The organism is Burkholderia sp. MR1-5-21 (assembly GCF_053427715.1).
The window spans coordinates 88674-110690 of record NZ_JBSAXD010000011.1; the positions used below are offsets into that span (position 1 = coordinate 88674).

The window sequence follows — 22017 nt, forward strand, 5'->3', positions numbered from 1 at the left end:
ATTGAAAATGGCGAAATGCTCCATTATTTTTTGATGCGAATTAACGCGCTGGTCACATGCGAGTCGTATAGTCTTCGTTCCGTGCCAGCTACTTTGTTCATTCGACCATGTCCGATCCGTTCGCCGCGCAAGTCAGCGTGTCCGGCAGCCGTACTCGCAACCTTGGCTTTGCCGTCTTCCTGATCCTCCTCGTCGCAGGCGCGACCTTCGTCATCACCCAGCTCGCCACGGATCTCGACACGGTTGTCGAGCGTTCAGCGTTTCCTTACTTCCTGCTCGGCATCGCGCTGATGATCGCGCTCGGCTTCGAGTTCGTGAACGGGTTCCACGACACGGCCAACGCGGTCGCGACCGTGATCTATACGCGCTCGCTCGCGCCGCACCTGGCGGTCATCTGGTCCGGCGCATGGAATTTCCTCGGCGTGCTGACGTCGAGCGGCGCCGTGGCGTTCGGCATCCTGCAGCTGCTGCCCGTCGAGCTGATCCTGCAGGTCGGCAGCGGCGCCGGCTTCGCGATGGTGTTCGCGCTGCTGATCGCGGCGGTCGTATGGAACCTCGCGACCTGGTATTTCGGCCTGCCGTCGTCGAGCTCGCACACGCTCGTCGGCTCGATCATCGGGGTCGGCCTGATGAACCAGTTCCTCAGCGGTCCGTCCGGCACGAGCGGCGTCGACTGGAACCAGGCGCTGGGCGTCGGCAAGGCGCTGCTGTTCTCGCCGATTGCCGGCTTCCTGCTGTCCGCGTTGCTGCTGCTGATCCTGAAGGCGGTCGTGCGCGTGCCGGCGCTCTACGAGGAACCGAAGCGCAACACGCCGCCGCCGTTCTGGATCCGCGCGCTGCTGATCCTGACCTGCACCGGCGTATCGTTTGCCCACGGCTCGAACGACGGGCAGAAAGGCATGGGCCTCATCATGCTGATCCTGATCGGCGTGATGCCGACCGCGTACGCGCTCAACAAGGCCGTGACGTCCGAGCAGACCGGCACGTTCGTCGCCGTGGCGCGCCACGCGTCGGTGACGCTCGCGAAATACGACGACTCGCAGGCCCGCCCCGCCGACGCGCGCGGTGAAGTCGAGGCGTATGTGCGTACCCGCCAGATGACGCCCGCCACGCTGCCCGCGCTGCGCGAGCTGGTCGACCGGATCGCCGGCCAGGTGGGCGCATCGGGCTCGATTTCCGCGGTGCCGCAAAACCAGGCCGGCAACGTGCGCAACGACATGTACGTGGCGTCCGAGGCGATCCGGCTGATGGAGAAGGCGAAGGCGCCGGCGTTCTCCGCCGAGGACGCGGGCGTCATCGACGCATTCAGGAAGCAGCTCGACCATGCGACCAAGTTCATCCCGACCTGGGTGAAGGTTGCGGTGGCCATCGCACTCGGTCTCGGCACGATGGTCGGCTGGAAGCGCATCGTCGTGACCGTCGGCGAGAAGATCGGCAAGTCGCATCTGACCTACGGCCAGGGCGCGTCGGCCGAGGCGGTCGCGATGCTGACGATCGGCATGGCGGACGCGTACGGGCTGCCGGTATCGACGACTCACGTGCTGACGTCCGGCGTGGCCGGCACGATGACGGCCAACGGCTCGGGCCTGCGGTGGAGCACGGTGCGCAATCTGGTGCTCGCGTGGGTGCTGACCCTGCCGGCATCGATCGCGTTGTCGGCATGCCTGTACTGGCTGCTGCACCGGGCTTTCTGACGACGCGCCCCCGGGCTGCCGTCCGCCGGTCGCCGCACTGCATGCCGTGACGGGCCGCGCCGGCCGGAACGTCGCCGCCAGCACTGCGCCGCGCGGGTTCCGCGTCCCCGACACCGACAATGAAGCGGTGCATGAATACCGGGCCAGGCCGGGCGTGCGCGCTCGGCCGCTCCGGCCGCCGGTGAACGGTTGCGACCCACGGTCGCGTACCGTTCGCCGGCCAGCTCAAACTCTCTCGACGGAGAACGTCCCTGATGGATTTCAGCTTTGACCCGAGCCGCACCGCCAATGCGTCGGCGTGGCGCGTCCTGCCCAACCGCTGGGACTTCATCGCCTTTCCGCTGATCGTCTGCCTGATCGCGATGGCGGCGATCGGTTTTCATCAGACGCTCGCCCCGATTTCGACGCTGAAGACCCAGGCGCTCTCGCTCGATCCGTCGAATCTGCCCGAATACGCGCTGCGCACGACGCTGCGGATGCTGGCCGCGATGGTCGCGTCGCTCGTCTTCACGCTCGTGTACGGCACGCTCGCCGCGAAGAGCCGCCGCGCCGAGAAGGTGCTGATTCCGATCCTCGACATCCTGCAGTCGGTGCCGGTGCTCGGCTACATCTCGTTTACCGTCACGTTCTTCCTCGCGCTGTTCCCGGGCCGCGTGCTCGGCGCCGAGCTGGCCGCGATCTTCGCGATCTGGACCAGCCAGGCGTGGAACATGACGTTCAGCTTCTACCAGTCGCTGCGCACCGTGCCGCGCGACCTGGTCGAGGTGTCGCGCGGCTTCCACCTGACCGGGTGGCAGCGTTTCTGGAAGCTCGAAGTGCCGTTCTCGATGCCGGGCCTGATCTGGAACATGATGATGTCGATGTCGGGCGGCTGGTTCTTCGTCGTCGCGTCCGAGGCGATCACGGTCGGCAACAATACGATCACGCTGCCGGGGATCGGCGCGTATCTCGCGCAGGCGATCTCGGACAAGAACCTCGGCGCGGTCGGCTGGGTGATCCTCGCGATGACGGTCGTGATCCTGGCTTACGACCAGTTCCTGTTCCGCCCGCTCGTCGCGTGGGCCGACAAGTTCCGGATGGAAACCACGAGCTCCGGCGACGCGCCCGAGTCTTGGCTGCTCGACGTGTTGCGTCGCACGCAACTGATCCACCGCGCGCTCGTGCCGATGGGATGGATGCTGTCGCGGGCCGCGCGCACGCCGATGCGCATGCCGGCGTTCGGGCGCAGCCGATTTCCGGACGCGCAGCCCGGGAAGGCGTCGCGCATCGGCGACATCGTCTGGGGCATTGCGGTGATCCTGCTGACCGCGTACGTCGTCTGGAGCGTGGTCGCGTACGTGCGCACCGGCGTCACGCTCGACGAGGTCGGGCACGTGTTCGTGCTCGGGCTCATCACGCTGGTCCGCGTCACGGTGCTGATTGCGGTCGCGTCGGTGATCTGGGTGCCGATCGGCGTGCTGATCGGGTTGCGTCCCGCGCTGGCGGAGAAGGTGCAGCCGCTCGCGCAGTTCCTGGCGGCGTTCCCGGCGAACCTGCTGTTCCCGGTGTTCGTGATCGTGATCGTCAAGTTCCACCTGAACGCCGACCTCTGGCTGTCGCCGCTGATCGTGCTCGGCACGCAGTGGTACATCCTGTTCAACGTGATCGCCGGCGCGACCGCGTATCCGAACGACTACAAGGAAGTGACCGCCAACTTCCGCATCCGCGGCCGGCAATGGTGGCGCCAGGCGATGCTGCCCGGCATCTTCCCGTATTACGTGACGGGCGCGATCACCGCGTCGGGCGGCGCGTGGAACGCGAGCATCGTGTCCGAAGCCGTGCAGTGGGGCGACACCAAGGTCACCGCGCACGGCCTCGGCGCGTATATCGCGCAGACGACGGCCGCCGGCGACTTCCCGAAGATCATCCTCGGCATCGCCGTGATGTCACTGTTCGTGACCTTGTTCAACCGCCTGCTGTGGCGCCCGATGTACGCGTATGCGGAGTCGAAGCTGCGAGTCGACTGATCCTGATCGAGAGCCCGATCCGGAGTTGATTGAGTGCCTGATTCAGAGCCTTATTGAGAGCAAAACGCGATGCAAAACCCGAATACTGTGAGCGCCCCCGCCCAGACGCAGCCTGTTCCCCCGAAGCTCGGCGACGAGATCCTGCGCGTCGACGACGTCAGCCGCGGGTTCGACAAGAACCAGAGCGAGCTGCTCGTGCTCGACGGCGCGAACCTGTCGCTGCGCGAAGGCGAGATCGTCGGGTTGCTCGGCCGTTCCGGCTCCGGCAAGTCGACGTTGCTGCGGATCATCGCCGGCCTGATCGAACCGACGGGCGGCGAAGTCACCTATCTCGGCAAGCCGCTGCGCGGCCCGGCCGAAGGCGTCGCGATGGTGTTCCAGACCTTCGCGCTGTTCCCGTGGCTCACCGTGCTGCAGAACGTGGAAGCGGGCCTCGAGGCGCTCGGCGTCGACGCGAACCGGCGGCGCGAACGCGCGCTCGCGGCGATCGACCTGATCGGTCTCGACGGTTTCGAGAACGCGTATCCGCGCGAGCTGTCGGGCGGCATGCGCCAGCGCGTCGGCTTCGCGCGCGCGCTCGTTGTCGATCCGACGATCCTGCTGATGGACGAGCCGTTCTCGGCGCTCGACGTGCTGACCGCCGAGACGCTGCGTACCGACCTGCTCGACCTGTGGACGCAGGGCCGCATGCCGATCAAGTCGGTGCTGATCGTCACGCACAACATCGAGGAAGCGGTGTTCATGTGCGACCGGATCCTCGTGCTGTCGTCGAACCCGGGCCGCGTGATCGCCGAGATCAAGGTGCCGTTCAAGCATCCGCGCAACCGTCTCGACCCGGCGTTCCGCCGGCTCGTCGACGACATTTACGCGAAGATGACGGCGCGCCAGACCGGCGAGGCGACGAAGAAGGGGCTCGAGCTCGGCAGCTGGCTGCCGCGGGTGTCGACCAACCTGATGGCCGGCCTGATCGAAACGCTCGCGATGGCGCCGTACCACGGCCGTGCCGACATGCCGGAAATCGCGCGCACGCTGCATCTCGAGGTCGACGACCTGTTCCCGATCGCCGAAGTGCTGCAGTACCTCGGCTTCGCGGACGTGCGGGAAGGGGACGTGTTCCTGACGCCGCCGGGGCGCGTGTTCGCCGAGTTCGGCACGCAGGAGCGCAAGCTGATGTTCGCGGACCACCTGGTGAAGCACGTGCCGCTCGCGGCGCGGATCAAGAAGGTGCTCGACGAGCGGCCGGGCCATCGCGCGCCGCGCGTGCGTTTCGAGCAGGAGCTGGAGGATTTCCTGTCCGACGACGTTGCCGAGGAGACGCTCGACGCGGTAATCGACTGGGGCCGTTACGGCGAGGTGTTCTCGTACAACGACAAGACCGAGATCTTCAGTCTTGCCGATGTCGAAGCCTGATCGTTTCATTCGCCGCTCGCTCGGGAATCGCGCAGGAACGCCGCACGTGGTCAGCCGCTTGGCCCGCATTGCCCGGATGCGCCGGCTCGAACGGGCCGGCCGCAGTCGGCGGTCGCGCTTGCGCAATGTGCTGTTTCGTCGTTTCATTGCCGCATGTCTGTGGCCTGTTCGACCGGTGATGCGGGCCTTCGTACGCGCGACGCCCGCCGTTGCGGAACGCAACGACGCGCTGATCGACCAGGTCGCACTGCCGGATCGCACCGGCGTTGCGCCGACCTCGCGTGTGCCTGTTTCCGGCGCACGCTTATCCAAAGGTAATACGGGAACTCCCATGAAAGAAGCTCTTCCGACCAATGATGCCGACGCCGACGCCGACCTGGATCGCTACCAGCGCATGCAAGCGGAGCTGATCGACAGTCTGGACGAGGAATTCGAGCTGGAGCTCGACGACCGGCGATTCGAAACCGGCACCGCGGACGAAAGTGAACGGCGCGCCGAGCGCCAGCGTTACTTCCGCGAACTGCTGCGCTTGCAGGGGGAGCTGGTGAAGCTGCAGGACTGGGTCGTGAACTCCGGCCACCGCCTGATCGTGCTTTTCGAGGGCCGGGATGCGGCGGGCAAGGGCGGGGTCATCAAGCGCATCACGCAACGGCTGAACCCTCGCGTGTGCCGGGTGGCGGCGCTGCCCGCCCCGACGACGCGCGAACGCACGCAATGGTATTTCCAGCGGTACGTGGCCCATCTTCCGGCCGCCGGCGAAATCGTGCTGTTCGACCGGAGCTGGTATAACCGTGCCGGTGTCGAGCGCGTGATGGGATTCTGCACCGACGACGAATACGAGGAGTTCTTCCGGTCGGTGCCCGAGTTCGAAAAAATGCTCGTGAGAAGCGGCATCCAGATCGTCAAGTACTGGTTCTCGGTGTCGGACGACGAGCAGGAACTGCGATTCCAGAGCCGCATCGACGATCCGCTGAAACAGTGGAAGCTGAGCCCGATGGATCTCGAGAGCCGCCGGCGCTGGGAGGCGTACACGCAGGCGAAGGAAGTCATGCTCGAGCGGTCGCACATCCCGGAATCGCGCTGGTGGGTCGTGCGGGCCGACGACAAGAAGACGGCGCGCCTCAACTGCATCCGGCATCTGCTGGGGCAGGTGCCGTATCACGACGTCGACCATCCGGGCGTCGTGCTGCCGGATCGCGTTCACCACGAAGACTACATCCGCCATCCGGTGCCGGACGACATGTACGTTCCGGACGTCTACTGACGCGAAACGGCGACGGACGGGGCCTCGCCATGCCGGCCCCGCCCGGCAGCGGCCGCAGCCGCAGCCGCCGGAGTCACCGGAGTCACCGGAGTCACCGGAGTCACCGGAGTCACCGGAGTCACCGAAGTCACCGGAGTCACCGGAGTCACCGAAGTCACCGAAGTCGCCGAAGTCGCTGAAGTCGCCACCACAGTCGCCGCAGCCGCACCGGTGACGCCCGGCTGTTTTGAATTCGCCGCCTCGGGCGTTATCCTCCTACCTTTGACGAAATTGGCCGAAGTGGCCGGGTCCGGCCCGGTGCGCCCGATTGCGCGGGGCCACGCGCGATAGCACGGAAATCGCCGGCCGTCACCGTCGTCACGACTGAATTCTTGTTGCCCGATCCGGCACTCGAATAGTCGTCTTAACGAAACCGAACTAGGCGTATACACGCGGTTCGCGACGCGAAAACCCCCGTTTCAAGCCGATATAAGCGCTATGACATGCGCTGCATGCTCGTCGCCCGATAGGACGTGATGTTCTGTTCGCCTACCCTTCGCTTCGGCAAAGTCCAGATGGCGAGGCCGATACAAAGCGGCCGATACAAAGTGCGTTGAATCACACCCGACCTTCGCGCAAGACAAGGCAGCCCACGATTCTGGACCGACGAGACGCACTGCGGCTCGCCCGTCACCACGACGTTGCCGACCAACCTATGAAGAGACGAGACAAACCTGACGACGGCCCGACGCGGCTGTTTCAGCACGCTGATAAAGGAGCAAGCTCATGAGTGATACCCCGGTGCAGCCGGTCGCCGGCGTCGGCGCGGAGGCAGACTTCGGCGCCAAGGGCGCCATCGATCGATATTTCGGGATTTCCCTGCGCGGCAGCACGCAGCGCAGGGAAGTCGTCGCGGGTATCACCACGTTCCTGGCGATGGTCTATTCGGTGTTCGTGGTGCCCGGCATGTTCGGTAAAGCCGGGTTCGACACGAGCGCGGTATTCGTCGCCGTCTGCCTGACGACGGCGTTCGGCTCGCTGCTGATGGGCCTGTGGGCGAAGCTGCCGATCGCGATCGGCTGCGCGATCTCGCTGACCGCGTTCACCGCATTCGGCCTCGTGCTCGGCAAGGGCCTGCATCCGGCGGTCGCGCTCGGCGCGGTGTTCCTGATGGGCCTCGTGTTCACCGGCATCTCCGTCACCGGCGTGCGCTCGTGGATCCTGCGCAACCTGCCGACGGGCGTCGCGCACGGCACGGGGATCGGCATCGGCCTGTTCCTGCTGCTGATCGCGTCGAACGACGTCGGCCTCGTCGTCAAGAACCCGGGCGCCGGCCTGCCGGTGTCGCTCGGCCACATCACCGCGCTGCCGGTGATCATGTCGGTGATCGGCCTTGCGGCGATCTTCGGGCTCGAACGCCGCCGCGTGCCGGGCGGGATCCTGCTCGTCGTGATCGCGATCTCCGCGTTCGGCCTCGCGTTCGATCCGGACGTGAAGTTCCACGGCATCTTTGCGCTGCCGTCGCTGAGTGCGCCGGGGCACGCATCGCTGATCGGCGCGATGGACATCAAGGGCGCACTGTCGGTTGCCGTGCTGCCGAGCGTGCTCGCGCTCGTGATGACCGCCGTGTTCGACGCGACCGGCACGATCCGCGCGGTCGCGGGGCAGGCGGGCCTGCTCGACGAGAACGGCCGCATCATCAACGGCGGCCGCGCGCTGACCGCGGATTCGGTGAGCTCGATCTTCTCCGGCTTCCTCGGCGGCGCGCCGGCGGCGGCCTACATCGAGTCGAGCGTCGGCGTGGCCGCAGGCGCGAAGACGGGCCTCGCGGCCGCGGTGGTCGGCCTGCTGTTCCTCGTCGTGATGTTCCTGTCGCCGCTCGCCGCGCTCGTGCCGTCGTATGCGACCGCGCCCGCGCTGATGTACGTCGGCCTGCTGATGCTGAGCAGCGTGAGCAAGCTGCACATGGACGACATGGTCGACGCGATGTCGGGCCTCGTGTGCGCGGTGTTCATCGTGCTGACCGCGAACATCGTGACGGGCATCATGCTCGGCTTCTCGACGCTCGTGATCGGGCGCATCGCAAGCGGCGAATTCCGCAAGCTCAACGTCGGCACGGTGGCCATCGCGGCCGTGCTCGTCGTGTTCTACCTCGGCGGCTGGGCGATCTGACGAAACACGTTGCACGCTGTCGCGGACAGGGCCGCGGCAGCGCATCGAGAGAATGTTGTCTCCTCCATCATCATCATCGTTGATGGTCTCCAAGCCTGGAAGCGCGAGTTTCCAGGCTCTTTTTGTTTACGGCGGCCGTCGCCGAGACGGGGTCGAATCGGATCGGCCAGTTACGTTCCATTCCGTTCCGAAGAAATGAGGCCGGACTGCCGATTCACGCGACACGCAAGTGCCGGCGTGCCGTAGCATGGGACGCTTTCGAGCGTGCCGCCTCCGGTGCCCGGAACCTGCATGCACGCAGGCGGTCAGACGTCTCTTTCAAAAATGTAAGGGAGCCTCGGAATGAATCGAACGGTCCGGGCATGGATGCTGACGGCAGGCCTCGCGAGCGCGGCCGTGCTCGCCGCGTGCGAAACGAACGGGGGCAACGTGCCGGCGTCGAGCGCGCAGCAGGCCGGCGGCCAGCCGGTCGCGAAAACGATCCATGTCGCGCCCGCGAAGGCGCGCTGCGTCGGCGTCGCGCCGATGGAATGCCTGCGGGTGAAGGATCGGCCGGACGCGGACTGGAGCCTCTGGTACGCAGGCATCGAAGGATTCGATTTCCAGCCGGGCTTCCGCTACGTGCTCGAGATCGCCGAATACAAGGTCGCGCAGCCGCCCGCCGACGGTTCGTCGATCCACTGGGTGCTCAAGCGCGTCGTGTCGCGCGTGCCGGCGAGCGAGTGATGTACGTAGTCACGTGGACGTGCGTGTCCGTCCGCGTTGCCTCCCGAGTCGGGCGCCATGCACGCGGCGAGCCGCCCGGCCGCCGCGATGTGTGAGCGGCATCGGCGTATCGCGCCGTTTCGACGCGCCCGGCCGCAAGCCGCCCGGTCACGTGACCGGCGGCGCATGCCCGTGGTCGCCGATCCCCCGCATGTCGTCGTATTCCCGCGAGATGTCCTTGTTCGTGTAATCACCGAGCATCGCCGCCGCGACCACGCTGAACACCGCGCACACCGCCACGTAGATCGCGATCGCGTAGCCCGTGCGGTAGTACGCGAACAGTGCGGTCGCGATCAGCGGCGCAGGGCCGCCGGCGATCACCGACGCGAGCTGGTAGCCGAGCGACGCGCCGCTATAGCGCAGCCGCCCTGTGAAGGACTCCGCGATCAGCGCGGCCTGCGGGCCGTACATCATCGAATGCGGCACCAGCGACAGCACGATCGCCACGAAGATCCACGCCGGGATCTTCGTATCGACCATCGCGAAGTAGACGAAGCCGAACAGGCCGACGGCAATGGCGCCGGTGATATACATCCGCCGCCGCCCGATCAGGTCGGACACGTGGCCGAACAGCGGGATCGTGAAGAATTCGACGACCGACGCGGCGAGCACCGCGGCGAGCAGCAGGTCGCGCGACGCGCCGAGCGCCGTGATGCCGTAGGTGAACACGAATGCGGTGTAGATATAGAACGGCGCCTGTTCGGCCATGCGCGCGAACGCCGACAGCAGGATGTCCTTCGGCTGGCGGCGCAGCACCTCGAGCATCGGTGTCCGCTCGATCCGGTTCTCGGCGAGGAGCTTCGCGAAGATCGGCGTCTCGAGGATGTTCAGCCGGATGTAGAGGCCGATCGCGACCAGCACGATGCTGAGGACGAACGGCACGCGCCAGCCCCACGTCAGGAAGCTGCTGCCTGCCGCCCAGCTGACGGCCAGCACGACGAGGTTAGCGAGGAACAGCCCGGCCGGCACGCCGAACTGCGGCCATGACGCGACGAAGCCGCGATGCGCGTTGGTGCGTGCCCATTCCATCGACATCAGCACCGAGCCGCCCCATTCGCCGCCGACGCCGACGCCCTGGATGAAGCGCAGCACCGTGAGCGCGACCGCGCCCCAGATGCCGATCGTGGCATACGTCGGCACGAACGCGACGGCGAACGTGGCGAGCCCCATCAGCAGCAGCGTGACGATCAGCGTGGCCTTGCGTCCGATGCGATCGCCGTAGTGGCCGAAGATCGCCGCGCCGACCGGCCGCGCGACGAAGCCGACCGCATAGATCAGGAACGCCTGCAGCGTGCCGACCAGCGGGTGGGATTGGGGGAAGTACAGCTTCGCGAAGACCAGCCCGGTGACGATGCTGTAGAGGAAGAAGTCGTACCATTCGATCGTCGTGCCGATCGTGCTGGCAATGACGGCGCGCCGCAACTGGCGCCGCGCCTCCTCGTCGGAGAGGGGCGTTGCCCCGGGTTCCATGGCAGCCATTTGGATCCCCTTGGAGAAAGGGCGATAGATGTATAGACAATCATAGTCAATCTACCTTTCGACGCTTTCCGGCCCGGGTTCCGGCCGCGGCGCCGCACGGCGCTCAGCCGCCGAACGCGGACACGATCGCGTCGATCGCCACGCGGATGCGGGCGGTGTGGCGCAGGTCCTGGTGCGTGACGAGCCATATGTCGTACGAAACGTCGCCCGAGCGGTCGGGCCAGATCCGCACGAGCCCGTCGCGCTCGGCCATCGGCACCGGCAGCTGGCCGATGCCGAGCCCCGCCTTGAGCGCCGCGCGCAGCGTCAGGTTCGCGTTCAGCCGCGCGACGATGCGGCCGTGCGTCAGCGGTTCGCCGATGAATGCGGGCGCGCGGGCCGCCGCGATGTGCGGCTGGTAGACGGCGAGATCGTGGCCCGCGAAATGCTCGCCCGGCACCGGCTCGCCGCGGCGCCGCAGGTAGTCGGGCGACGCGAACAGCCCGACTTCCCACTGCACGAGACGGCGCGCGAGCAGGTCGGGGTTCGCGGGCTTCACGGTGCGGATCGCGATGTCGGCGTCGCGCTTCGCGAGATTGAGGATCTCCGTCGACGTGTCGAGCATCACCGACACGTCCGGATGCTTCGCGTGCAGGCGCTCGATCGCAGGCATCACGTATTCGAGCGCGAGTGCGTCCGTCGTCGTGACCTTCACCTCGCCGGCGAGCCGCTTGTCGACGCCCTGCGTATGGCGCACGAGATCGTGCGCGGACAGCTCCATCGCCTCGGCCGCGCGGATCGCGATCCGGCCGACGGGCGTCAGCTCGTAGCCCTTCGACGTGCGCAGGAACAGCGTCGCGCCGAGCGCATGCTCGAGCGCGGCGAGCCGGCGGCCGACCGTCGCCTGGTCGATGTCGAGCGCGCGCGCGGCGGCGCGCAGCGTCTTTTCCCGATGGAGCGCGACGAAAATGCGCGCGTCGTCCCAGTTCATGCGGCCTCCAGCGTGATGCAAATTTGCATCATACGTTCGGCAATTCGCTGCGTGTCAAGCGCGGGCGGCATCCCTACACTTTTCCCTGACGGATGCGGCGCTCCGGCGAGTGGCCTGGAGTCGCAGCGCATCCGGCCTGTTGAAGAGGATCAAGCCGTGTCACAACTCACGCAAACCCTTCCCGCGGCGATGACCGCGATCGAGATCGCACGGCCGGGTGGCCCCGACGTGCTCGTGCCGGCGACGCGGCCGGTTCCCGTGCCGGCCGCCGGCGAAGTGCTGATCCGCGTCCACGCGGCCGGCGTGAACGGCCCCGATGTGCTGCAACGCAAGGGTCTCTACGATCCGCCGCCCGGCGCGTCGGACATTCCGGGTCTCGAGATCGCAGGCGAAGTTGTCGCATTCGGGCGCGACGTCACGCGGTTTGCGATCGGCGATCGCGTTTGCGCCCTGGTCCCGGGCGGCGGCTACGCGGAATATGCGGTCGCGCACGAGGGCAATACGTTTGCGATTCCTGAAGGGTTGTCGACGATCGAAGCGGCCGCGATGCCCGAGACGTTCATGACGGTGTGGCTGAACCTGTTCCAGCGCGGCAGATTTGCAGCGGGCGACAGCGTGCTGATCCACGGCGGCGCGTCCGGGATCGGCACCACGGCGACGATGCTCGCGAAGGCGTTCGGCGCGTCGAAGATCATCACGACGATCAGCTCCGACGCACAGCGCGACGCGAGCATCGCGCTCGGCGCCGACGTGGCGGTGAATTACCTGAACGAGGATTTCGTCGACGCGGTGATGCGCGCGACGGACGGGCGCGGTGTCGACGTGGTGGTCGATATCGTCGCCGGCGATTACGTCGCGCGCAATTACGCGGCTGCCGCGATGAACGGCCGCATCGTGCAGATCGGCGTGATCAAGGGGCCGGCGAAGGAACTCGACCTGTTCCCGATGCTGGCGAAGCGCCTGACGCACATCGGCTCGACGCTGCGCTCGCGCACGCCCGCGGAGAAGGCGCAGCTGATCGAGGATCTCGAACGGTCGGTGTGGCCGCACATCCGCAGCGGCGCGGTGAAACCGCTGATCTACCGGACCTTTGCGCTCGACGACGCGCGCGATGCGCACGCACTGATGGATTCAGGCGCGCACATCGGCAAGATCGTGCTGACGACGGACGCGGCGCGCGCCGCGTGATGTGATGCGCGCTGCGTCAGCAATGGCCCAGCGGTGCAGCCGAACGCGCGACGTCGGCGATCCGCACGCAGCGCGACATGCCGTAGTCTTCGGCCTCGCGGCGCTCGGGCTCGCTGCTCGCGACGGCCGCCGCGCATTCGCGCGGCACGCCGAGCGCGTGCAGCGCGACGTCGAACGGATGCTGGCTCGCGGCCACGGACGGCTGATGCGCGTCGGTGACGACAACCGAGAAGCGGTCGAGGTTCGCGAGCCCGAACTGACCTTCGAACATCGCGCTGAGGCGCGACGCCGGCAAGGTCGTCACGAGGCCGAGGCGATAGCCTTCGGCCGACGCGCTGTCGAGCCACTCGATGATCGCGTCGCGCTGATGCTGCGATTCCCGCGAGTCCGGTGTCGCTTCGATCTGTTCAAACGCTGCGTCGAGTCGTGTAACGATGGCTTCGATGACCACGATGATGCTCCTCTCCAGTAACGTGACGATCCGTTCGCTGACGGGAATGCCACACCTTATCTTTTAAATGGATTACAGAACCAATTAATCTTTTTAACCGATTCATAGGTTCTGGCTAATATATCCGCGCGCACCCGTTCGTGTGGCCGCGCGAGCGTCCGATCGCCGTGCGCTTGCAAACCACGGAGCAACGATACGCACCAAATTGGTGTTTCGCCGATTGCAACGATCGCGCCGACCGTGTTCCCGATGTGCACGAAACGCACGAAACGCACGAAACGCACGAAACGCGTATCGGGCAACCTGCGCCCGATACGCGTTCCGCCGTTTCCCGATCGTCAATGCAGCTTGATCGAAGGCTGGTTGCGGCTTTGCAGCCAGTGGCTCAGCGATTGCAGCAGCGTGCGCTTCGCGCCGTACACGCTGAACAGGTGCTTGCGGTACAGGAACTTGTACAGCCCGATCGCGGCCAGCCCGTCGACGATCAGCGAGCGCGAGCGCACGCCGAGTTCCGCCTGGAACACCGCGCCCGCCTGGCCGAGCGACACGACGGTGCCGGCATCGCGGAACGTGAAGCCGTCGACCGGCTTGCCGGCGAGGCGCCGCGCGAACGCGTGGCCGAGATACACGGCCTGCTGGTACGCGACCTGCGCCCGCGGCGGCAGCACACCGCGCGTGCCGGCCGACGGGCACGCCGCGCAATCGCCGAATGCGAACACGTGCGGATCGTCCGGCGTCTGCAGCGTGCCGGTGACGATCACCTGGTTCGACGCAGTCAGCGCGATGTCGCCGATCTGCCGCAGGAACGCGGGCCCCGCGACGCCCGCGGCCCAGATCGTGATGTCACTCGCGAGACGCTCGCCGGTCGCGGTCACGACCGCGTCATGCGTGACCTCGGCGACGCGCGTGCCGGTCAGCACGTCGACGTGCAGTTGCCGAAGCTGGTCCTGCATGCGCGCGGACAGACGCTCGTCGAGCACCGGCAGCACGCGCGGGCCGCCCTCGATCAGCCGGATGCGCACGTCGCGGTCCGGCTCCAGCGCCTTGAACCGGTACGTGGTCAGCTGGTTGATCGCATGCCGGAGCGCGGCCGCGAGCTCCACGCCGGTCGCGCCGGCGCCGATCACGTTGATGCAGACCGGCTGCGGACGCTGCGCAGGCTGCTGCTCCGCGACGTGGTTGGCCTTCGTGCACGCGGCGAGAAACTTGCGGCGGAAATCTTCGGCCTGCTCGACGTTTTCGAGCGGCAGCGCGTGGCGCGCCGCGCCCGGCACGTTGAAGAAGTTCGTCACGCTGCCGACCGCCAGCACGAGGTCGTCGTAGTGCACGTCGCGCGGCGGCAGGATCTGCGCGCCGTCCGCGTCGACGACGGCGGCAATCGTCGCGGTGCGCCGTGTGCGGTCGACGCGTTGCAGCTCGCCCTGCACGAACCGGAAGCCGTGGCGCTTCGCCTGCGCCGCGTATTCGATCGTGTGCGATGCCGGGTCGCGATGGCCGGACGCGGCCTCGTGCAGGAGCGGCTTCCAGAAGTGCGTCGGAGAACGATCGACCAGCACGATCTCCGCCAGGCCGCGTCGTCCGACGGTGTCGCCGAGGCGCGTCGCCAGTTGCAGGCCGCCGGCGCCGCCGCCGACGATCACGATGCACGGCACGCGCGTCGCGCTGTCCGTGGCAGGGGTGAACTGGTTATTGACCATGCTTGTTCTCCAGGCTGTTTGCTGCAGATGACAGATTTCGAGATACGACGATATAGTCTGGGTTCCGCTAAAACAATTTAATGTTTATAGGCGACTCATATGTATTCACTAATAGGTAAGACGGCGACGTTCCGGCAGCTGAAGGCGCTGGACATGATCGCGCGGCTCGGCAGCGTGTCGCGGGCGGCGGAGGAGCTGAACCTGACGCAGCCGGCCGTCTCGCTGCAGATCCGCCTGCTCGAGGAGGCCGTCGGCGCCGCGTTGCTGCAGCGGGTGGGGCGCGGCGTGCAGCTCACGGCAGGCGGCGAGATCGTCGCCCGCTATGCGCGCGAGATCCTGCATTTGTGGAGCGAGGCGGGCGACGAAGTGGCGGCGCTGACCGGCGATCTCGGCGGCACGCTGCGGATCGGCGCGATCACGACGGCCGAGTACCTGATTCCGCCGCTGCTCGTCAAATTCACGGCGACGCGCCCGCACGTGAAGACGTACTTCAAGGTCGGCAACCGCGACGACATCATCCGGATGCTCGCGACGCATGAAATCGATCTCGCGGTGATGGGCAGCGCGCCGAAGGAGTTGCGCACGCATGCGGTCGAGTTCGCGAAGCATCCGATGGTGTTCGTCGCGGCGCCAGGCCACCCGCTGACGCAGCGCAAGCGTGTCGCGCTGAAGGATCTCGAATCCGCGCACCTGCTGGTCCGCGAGCGCGGCGCGGGCACGCGCTCGACCGTCGAGAGCCTGTTCAAGGCGTCGGGATATCGTTTTCATGTGGGCTCCGAACTGTCGAGCAACGAGGCGATCAAGCAGATGGCCGAGGCCGGCCTCGGCGTCGCGTTCCTGTCGCTGCACGCGTGCGCGCTCGAACTGCGGACCGGGCTGCTGGAGCAGCTGCCGTTCCCCGGCAACCCGATCGAGCGGGAGTGGTACGTGGTGACGCTCGCCGACCGGCGGATCTCGCAGGTGACCGCGCTGTTCCGTGATTTCCTGATCAAGCAGGGCGCGCCCGTGATCGACGGCGCGACATCCGCGGCGCATGAGCGGCGGCGCAAGTGATACGACTGCGCCGCGCGTTGCGTGACGTTTGCGGCGCGACCCGCGCGCCGAAGCCGCCACGCACGTAGCCCGCTCGAAGTCCGCTCTAAACCCGTTCGTCAGTCATCAGTTTTTCAGATGACTCAGATCGCTGCCGCGTCCCTACTCGCGGAAGCGGCCTCCGGCTACCGTTACGTCCAACTCAAAGCCGAGGCCACACATGTCCAAGCTGAACCTGAAATTGCTGGGCCCCTGCCTGCTTGCGATCGCGATCGATGCGATGGGATTCGGGCTCGTCTATCCGATCATGGCGGCGATCTTTTCCGATCCGCATTCGGGCGTCATCGGCGCCGATGTGCCCGCGCACCTGCGCAACTTCTATCTCGGTCTCGGGTACGGCATCTATCCGTTCTTCATGTTCTTCGGCTCGTCGCTGATGGGCGAGCTGTCCGACGGCTACGGCCGCCGCAGGATCCTGCTGCTGTGCGTGTCCGGCCTCGCGCTCGGCTACCTGCTGATGGCGCTCGGCGCGCTCTTGCCGAGCATCGTGCTGCTGCTCGTCGGGCGCGGGCTGAGCGGCCTGATGGCCGGCTGCCAGGGGATCGCCCAGGCCGCGATCGCTGACCTGAGCACGCCGGAGAACAAGGCCTGGAACATGAGCATCATGTCCGTCGCGTTCAGCGCAGGCGTGATCGTCGGCCCCGTGCTCGGCGGCGTGACGTCGGATCGCACGATTGCGCCGTTCTTCAACTACGGCACGCCGTTCCTGCTGGTCGCCGCGCTGTCGCTTGCCTGCGGGCTCTGGACCTGTCGTGTCTATCGCGATGCCGTGCCGCCCGCCGGCGGCGCGCGGATCGACCTGCTGCTGCCCGTGCGGATCATCTGCGAGGCCGGCACCCATGCGCGGATCGCGTGCCTGTCGGTCGTCTTCTTCCTGATGCAGGTCGGCTATGGCCTGTACCTGCAGACGATCATGCTGGTGCTGCAGACGCGCTTCCAGTACACGAGCGGGCAGCTCGGCCTGTTCAGCGGGCTGATCGGCGTCAGCTTCGTGTTCGGGCTGGTGGTCGTCGTCCGGCTGATGCTGAAGGTGTGGGGTGTCGTCGACATCGCGAAGACCGGGCTCGTCGTCGCCGGCATCGGGCAGGTCGTGTCCGCGCTGTTCCCGCATGAAGCCGCGCTGTGGGCGCTCGCGGTGGTGGTCGGCTGCTTCGACATGGTCGCCTATACGACGATGTACACCGCGTATTCGGACGCGGTTGCCGAGGACCGGCAGGGATGGGCGCTCGGCGTCGCAGGCTCGGTGATGGCGATCGCGTGGGTGGTGACGGGGTTCTTCACCAATCTGCTGCCGGTGCTGGGTGAGCTCGGCCTGCTGATGACGGGCGGCCTGAGCTTCATGCTGAGCTTCGGGGTGATGTCGGCGTACGGCCGCATGTGGGCGGCGCCGGCGGCGCGTATCGGAGCGCGCGCCTACGATTAGCGCGCGCTTCCGTTACGCGGTTCGCCTCTTGTTGCGACCCGCTTGCGACTGTGGCCGGCGGGAACGGGCGCTTGCGCGTTGTATCGCCGATCGCGGCCGCGTGGCAGACTTCTCCGGTCTTGTGCAGCGCGCGCCCGCCGACTTGCCCGCGCCATGCGTGCGTGCCCGGGCAGCATCGGCTTTGCCGACCGGCGCTTCACGTCACCTCACTACCGGAGAACCCATGGATCTGCTTGCCGCGATGCGTATCTTCGTGCGGGTTGTCGAACGCGGAAACCTGTCGCGCGCGGCGAAGGATCTCGGCATCGGCCAGCCGGCCGTCAGCGATCGCATCGAGCGGCTCGAGCGCCATCTCGGCGTCAAGCTGCTGTTGCGCAGCACGCGCGCGGTGTCGTGCACGGACGAGGGCGCGCTGTTCTATCAGAAGAGCAAGACCGTGCTCGACGCGGCCGACGAGGCGCAGGCCGCGGTGACGCTCGGCGCCGAGGTCGTGCGCGGCCGCATCCGGATCGCCGCGCCGCACGGGATCGGCGAGATCGTGCTGCCGGGGGTGCTGGCGGCCGTTCGCGAACGGCATCCGCAACTGCACGTCGACCTCGTACTGAACGACGCGGTCATCGACCCGGTGACCGAAGGCGTGGACATCTCGCTGCGGCTCGGCTCGCTCGGCGACGGCAACTTCGTCGCGCGCCGGCTCGGCCATGTGCGCCGCGTGCTGGTCGCGGCCCCTGCATACGTCGATGCGCACGGCCTGCCCGGCAAGCCCGCCGATCTCGCCGCGCATCCGTTCATTCGCGTCGCGGGGCTTTTCGCCGACGGCCAGCTACGCCTCGCGCGCGGATCGAAACCGGTGCGCTCCGCGCCGATCCACATCGTCGTCGGCACGAGTCACTGGCGGCCGGCCTACGAGATGCTGGTCGGCGGTGCGGGCATCGGCGTGCTTCAGGAACCCGTCTGCCGCGACGCGCTCGCGGCCGGGCAACTCGTCCGGCTGTTGCCGGCGCATACCGTTCCAGGCTTCGAGTTGCATGCGCTGTGTCCGCCCGTGCGGCCGGTTCCGGCGAAAACGCAAGCCGTGATGAAGCTGCTGGAAGCGCATTTCAGCCGGGTGCTGGCGGTGGCCGACGCGGACGCCTGATCGTCGTCTGCCCGATGCATTGACGACGCGCCGCCACGGCGGACGTACGGCAACGTGAGTGCTTGCTTCGCGTGGCCGCGACACGGGTGCTGATGGCGCGTACCGAACCGTGCCGGCTCGTTCCCCCGTGCAGTCCGGCAAGGTGCGCCGCCTTTCAGCGTGTCCGCTCGATCGCGTCCAGCGCGCTTTCCAGCACGACGCGCGCGTGGTCGCGCCGCCGCCGCGCGAGCCGTTCCGCGCCCGTCTGCCGCTCGTGTTCGCCGGCGATGAAGGCCTGGATGTCGGGCAGCCTGCGAATGACGCCGCGGCTGCCCCACTGGCCGTCCGGGATCTCCGTCGGAAACACCCAGACGCGCGGCGCGACGTCGTCGTGCGTGCCGCCTTCCGCCCGTACGACGGCCTCGGTGAGTTCCCGGACGAGCGTCGCCCGCGCCGCATCCGTGTACTGCCCCTTCGGCACGGTCGGCACGATCCGGTAGCGCGGCTTCGCCGAGCGGGCGCCGGCCACCCATGTTTCGGCCGGGCGGTGGAGAAAGACCACGGAGACGCTTTGAGCGATCTCGTTGGCCGGGTCGAAGCCCTCGGCCCGCAGCAGAATGTCGGTCATCTCCTTCAGCAGCCGTGCTTCGGCGTCGGCCGTCAGCGCGTGTTCCGGAATCGTTGCGTCGATCATCGGCATGGCGATCGTCCGTCATCGGTGGTTGGGGTGGCACGATGATCGGGCTTGCGACACGCATCGACGAGTGGCAGGATCGCCATTCCTTGTGGAAAAACGGACAACATGGCGATCATCCGCATCTGGGTCTACGACGGGATTCTGGCGTCGGGCGTCGCCGGGCCGATCGACGTGTTCAACGCCGCGAACCGTCTCGGCGCCGGCGCGGCGGCACAAGGGCAGCCGTCCGCGCCGAAGCTCGTCTGGCGCGTGGAATCCCTCGACGGCCAGCCCGTGCGCGCCGCGTCCGGACAGGCGATCGCGGTGGACGGCAGCATCGACGTCCGCAAGCGTGCAGACGCGATTCTCGTGACCGCGCCGTTCGTCGGGGACATGGACGCGTTTCTCGCCCGCCGCGAGCGGGTGGCCGCGCTCGCGTCCGCGTTGCGCCGCCAGCACGACGCCGGTGCACTGCTTGCGTCCTATTGCACGGGCAGCTACCTGCTCGCCGAGGCGGGATTGCTCGACGACCGGATCGCCACGACGCACTGGTCCCGGGCGACGGATTTCCGGCGGCGCTACCCGAAGGTCGAATTGCGCGCGCACGAGGTGCTCACGGAGCAGAACGGCATCCTGTGCGGCGGCGCGGTGACGTCCTATCTCGATCTGGCGGTGCGGATCGTCGAACGGCTGGCCGACGCGCGGCTCGCGTCGCTCGTCGCGAAGACGCTACTGATCGATGCCGGGCGCGCGTCGCAGACGTCATACGCGACGCTCGTGGACGACCATGGACACACCGATCCGCTCGTCGCACGCGCGCAGCGCCGGATGGAGGCGACGCTGCGGCAGCGATTCCGGCTGGCGGACCTGGCCGCCGACCTGGCCGTCAGCGAACGGACGCTCAACCGGCGTTTCAAGCAGGCCGTCGGCGATGCGCCGCTCGGCTATCTGCAGCGGCTGCGGGTCGAGGTCGCGAAGCGTCTGCTGGAATCGGGCAGCCATCGCGTCGAGGCAGTCTGCGAGCAGGTCGGATACGACGATCTCGGCACCTTCCGGCAGTTGTTCAAGCGGATGACCGGACTGTCGCCGCGCGACTATCAGCAGCGCTTCGCCCGTTCGCTCGCGCAAGACGCGACGGACGAGCACGGCGCGGGTCCATTGGAACCATGACGCTTCGAAGGGAGCGCGATCGTCGCGGATCGTGTCCCGGGTGTGCGGCCAGACAGTCGGGCTTCGATCCGCTCCGGCGTCGTGCGCCGTCTGCGTCGGTTCGATGCGAACCGGCTCCGCGTCATGCGGTCGCGCGGGTCTGCGAGACAGTCGGGTTTCGACCGGTTCCGACGTCGAGCGCCGTCTGCGTCAGCTTGACGGAACCGGCCCGGCGTCACGCGCTCGCCGGGCTCCACTGCCGATACCGCCGCGTCAGCTTGCGCATCCGGATCTGGTCGAGCACGAGCGTCAGCACCGGCGAGTAGTGACGCGCGGGGCGGCGGCCCGCCGCGATCGCGTGCAGGCAGCGCTTGACGAGCGCCATCGTCGCCAGTCCGGCCGCGCCCTTGTCGCGCCACTCGACGTGGACGCCGGGCGCGTCGACCGCCTGGCCGTCGCGCCAGCGCTTCGGCAGATCCGGGATGCACGCGAGCGCGGTCGCCATGCCGACCACCGCGACGCCTTCGGCGACCACCTTTTCGGCGACCGACTGCCGCCGGATGCCGCCCGTCGTCATCACCGGCATCGTCGCGATCGCGGCGATGTCGCGCGCGAACGTCAGGAAATACGCTTCGCGCGCGAGCGTGCGGCCGTCCGCGGTGCGGCCCTGCATCGCCGGGCTCTCGTAGCTGCCGCCGGACAGTTCGACGAGATCGACGGCTTCGTCGTTGAGCCACAGCACGATCTGCTTCGCGTCGTCCTCGGAGAACCCGCCGCGCTGGAAGTCCGCGGAATTGAGCTTGACGCCGACGCTGAACCTGGCGCCGACGCGCTCGCGTACCGCGCGCACGACCGACAGCAGCAGCCGCGACCGGTTCTCCAGCGGGCCGCCCCACGCGTCCTGGCGCCGGTTGGTCAGCGGCGACAGGAACTGCGAGAGCAGGTAGCCGTGCGCCGCGTGAATCTGCACGCCGTCGAAGCCGGCCGCCTTCGCCGCCGCCGCCGTGTCGGCAAAGCGCCCGATCACCTCGCGGATCTCGTCCTCGGTCATTTCGCGCGGCGCGGCGAACAGCTTGCTGTGCTTGCCGAGATCGAGCGGCACGGCGGACGGCGCCCAGCCGTCGCGGCCCATCGCGGCCATCACCTGCCGGCCCGGATGGTTGATCTGCATCCAGACGCGCGCGCCGTGGCGGCGCGCGGCGTCCGCCCACGCCCGGAACGGCTCGAGCGGCGTGTTCCGTTCCAGCACCACGCCGCCCGGGCCCGTCAGCGCGCGGCCGTCGATCATCACGTTGCCGGTGATCAGCAGGCCGGCGCCGCCCGCGCCCCACGACGCATACAGGCGCCGCAGCGCTTCGCCGGGCAATTGGCCGGGGGCGGCCATGTTTTCCTCCATCGCGGCTTTCGCGATGCGGTTGGGCAGGGTGCCGCCGTTGGGCAGCGTGAGCGGGGTGAAGAGCGGTGTGGTCATCGCAGGACCTGTTC

Annotated in this window: 17 protein-coding genes; 11 read left to right on the top strand and 6 right to left on the bottom strand. The window is 67.6% G+C overall.

From position 1 onward, the window contains the following. The first annotated feature begins 107 nt into the window (after positions 1-107). The 6 genes from ACV229_RS16930 to ACV229_RS16955 all read left to right on the top strand — a co-directional run bounded on the left by ACV229_RS16930 (position 108) and on the right by ACV229_RS16955 (position 9251). On the top strand, positions 108-1694 hold the full coding sequence (locus ACV229_RS16930) for an inorganic phosphate transporter (protein ID WP_448084257.1): 1587 nt from the start codon (positions 108-110) through the stop codon (positions 1692-1694). 254 nt (positions 1695-1948) lie between these two features. Then, complete coding sequence (locus ACV229_RS16935) at positions 1949-3700, top strand: ABC transporter permease (protein ID WP_448084258.1); 1752 nt, start codon at positions 1949-1951, stop codon at positions 3698-3700. Positions 3701-3769: 69 nt separating this feature from the next. Further along, positions 3770-5110: an ABC transporter ATP-binding protein gene (locus ACV229_RS16940; RefSeq protein ID WP_448084259.1), complete on the top strand. Its 1341-nt coding sequence runs from the start codon at positions 3770-3772 to the stop codon at positions 5108-5110. A gap of 394 nt (positions 5111-5504) precedes the next feature. Continuing rightward, the gene (gene ppk2 / locus ACV229_RS16945; RefSeq protein ID WP_448084385.1) at positions 5505-6374 is read left to right on the top strand and encodes a polyphosphate kinase 2; all 870 of its coding nucleotides are present in this window, start codon (positions 5505-5507) and stop codon (positions 6372-6374) included. A 765-nt stretch (positions 6375-7139) separates the two neighbouring features. Further along, complete coding sequence (locus ACV229_RS16950) at positions 7140-8525, top strand: NCS2 family permease (RefSeq protein ID WP_448084260.1); 1386 nt, start codon at positions 7140-7142, stop codon at positions 8523-8525. Positions 8526-8867: 342 nt separating this feature from the next. Continuing rightward, entirely contained in the window at positions 8868-9251 is a 384-nt protein-coding gene (locus tag ACV229_RS16955; protein ID WP_448084261.1) for a DUF4377 domain-containing protein, read from the top strand. 147 nt (positions 9252-9398) lie between these two features. Here the strand turns inward: ACV229_RS16955 and ACV229_RS16960 are convergent, their stop codons facing one another. Continuing rightward, a complete protein-coding gene (locus ACV229_RS16960) occupies positions 9399-10769 on the bottom strand; it encodes an MFS transporter (protein ID WP_448084262.1) in 1371 nt (456 codons plus the stop codon). Between the two features lie 103 nt (positions 10770-10872). Continuing rightward, complete coding sequence (locus tag ACV229_RS16965) at positions 10873-11739, bottom strand: LysR family transcriptional regulator (RefSeq protein WP_448084263.1); 867 nt, start codon at positions 11737-11739, stop codon at positions 10873-10875. A 189-nt stretch (positions 11740-11928) separates the two neighbouring features. On the opposite strand from ACV229_RS16965, the gene ACV229_RS16970 reads away from it, so the two are divergent. Continuing rightward, a complete protein-coding gene (locus ACV229_RS16970; RefSeq protein WP_448084386.1) occupies positions 11929-12927 on the top strand; it encodes an NAD(P)H-quinone oxidoreductase in 999 nt (332 codons plus the stop codon). 16 nt (positions 12928-12943) lie between these two features. On the opposite strand, the gene ACV229_RS16975 is transcribed toward ACV229_RS16970, so the two are convergent. Together ACV229_RS16975 and ACV229_RS16980 are read right to left on the bottom strand one after the other, a co-directional pair. Next, positions 12944-13378 (bottom strand): phosphatase, encoded by a 435-nt coding sequence (locus tag ACV229_RS16975; protein WP_448084264.1) that lies wholly within the window; start codon positions 13376-13378, stop codon positions 12944-12946. A gap of 338 nt (positions 13379-13716) precedes the next feature. Then, a complete protein-coding gene (locus tag ACV229_RS16980) occupies positions 13717-15075 on the bottom strand; it encodes an NAD(P)/FAD-dependent oxidoreductase (RefSeq protein WP_448084265.1) in 1359 nt (452 codons plus the stop codon). Positions 15076-15174: 99 nt separating this feature from the next. On the opposite strand from ACV229_RS16980, the gene ACV229_RS16985 reads away from it, so the two are divergent. From ACV229_RS16985 to ACV229_RS16995, 3 genes are all read left to right on the top strand, one after another. Then, entirely contained in the window at positions 15175-16128 is a 954-nt protein-coding gene (locus tag ACV229_RS16985) for a LysR family transcriptional regulator (protein ID WP_448084266.1), read from the top strand. Positions 16129-16327: 199 nt separating this feature from the next. Continuing rightward, positions 16328-17590 (top strand): MFS transporter, encoded by a 1263-nt coding sequence (locus ACV229_RS16990; RefSeq protein WP_448084267.1) that lies wholly within the window; start codon positions 16328-16330, stop codon positions 17588-17590. Positions 17591-17813: 223 nt separating this feature from the next. Then, the gene (locus ACV229_RS16995) at positions 17814-18728 is read left to right on the top strand and encodes a LysR substrate-binding domain-containing protein (protein WP_448084268.1); all 915 of its coding nucleotides are present in this window, start codon (positions 17814-17816) and stop codon (positions 18726-18728) included. Positions 18729-18882: 154 nt separating this feature from the next. Here the strand turns inward: ACV229_RS16995 and ACV229_RS17000 are convergent, their stop codons facing one another. Beyond that, positions 18883-19407 (bottom strand): tautomerase family protein, encoded by a 525-nt coding sequence (locus ACV229_RS17000; RefSeq protein WP_448084269.1) that lies wholly within the window; start codon positions 19405-19407, stop codon positions 18883-18885. A 102-nt stretch (positions 19408-19509) separates the two neighbouring features. On the opposite strand from ACV229_RS17000, the gene ACV229_RS17005 reads away from it, so the two are divergent. Further along, entirely contained in the window at positions 19510-20553 is a 1044-nt protein-coding gene (locus tag ACV229_RS17005) for a GlxA family transcriptional regulator (protein WP_448084270.1), read from the top strand. A gap of 214 nt (positions 20554-20767) precedes the next feature. Here ACV229_RS17005 and ACV229_RS17010 read toward each other — a convergent pair whose 3' ends face one another. Next, positions 20768-22003 carry an NADH:flavin oxidoreductase/NADH oxidase family protein gene (locus ACV229_RS17010; RefSeq protein ID WP_448084271.1) on the bottom strand — a complete coding sequence of 412 codons (1236 nt, stop codon included), beginning with the start codon at positions 22001-22003 and terminating at the stop codon, positions 20768-20770. Positions 22004-22017: the final 14 nt, after the last annotated feature.